Annotated in this window: 1 protein-coding gene; it reads left to right on the forward strand. The window is 54.4% G+C overall.

What is annotated here, in order from left to right; genetic code table 11:
• A partial coding sequence (locus tag SB822_RS60335; RefSeq protein ID WP_410859549.1) for an ATP-binding cassette domain-containing protein occupies positions 1-241 on the forward strand: 241 nt, incomplete at both ends.

Here is a 241-nt window from a genome sequence, read left to right on the forward strand (position 1 = left end):
GGAGCGGCGGTATAATGACTATCCTCACCAGTTCTCCGGCGGTCAGCGGCAACGCATCGTAATTGCCATCGCGCTGGCAGGATCCCCGGAGATCATTATTGCTGATGAGCCAACCTCTGCGCTTGATGCAACCGTACAGAAACAGATCCTTGTGCTCCTGCGCAAACTCGTCGACGAAACCGGTGTGTCAATCATGCTGGTTACCCATGACATGGGTGTTATAGCCGAGATCGCGGATAAG

This window comes from Paraburkholderia sp. SIMBA_054 (genome assembly GCF_046534875.1).
Taxonomy (GTDB): Bacteria; Pseudomonadota; Gammaproteobacteria; order Burkholderiales; family Burkholderiaceae; genus Paraburkholderia; species Paraburkholderia hospita.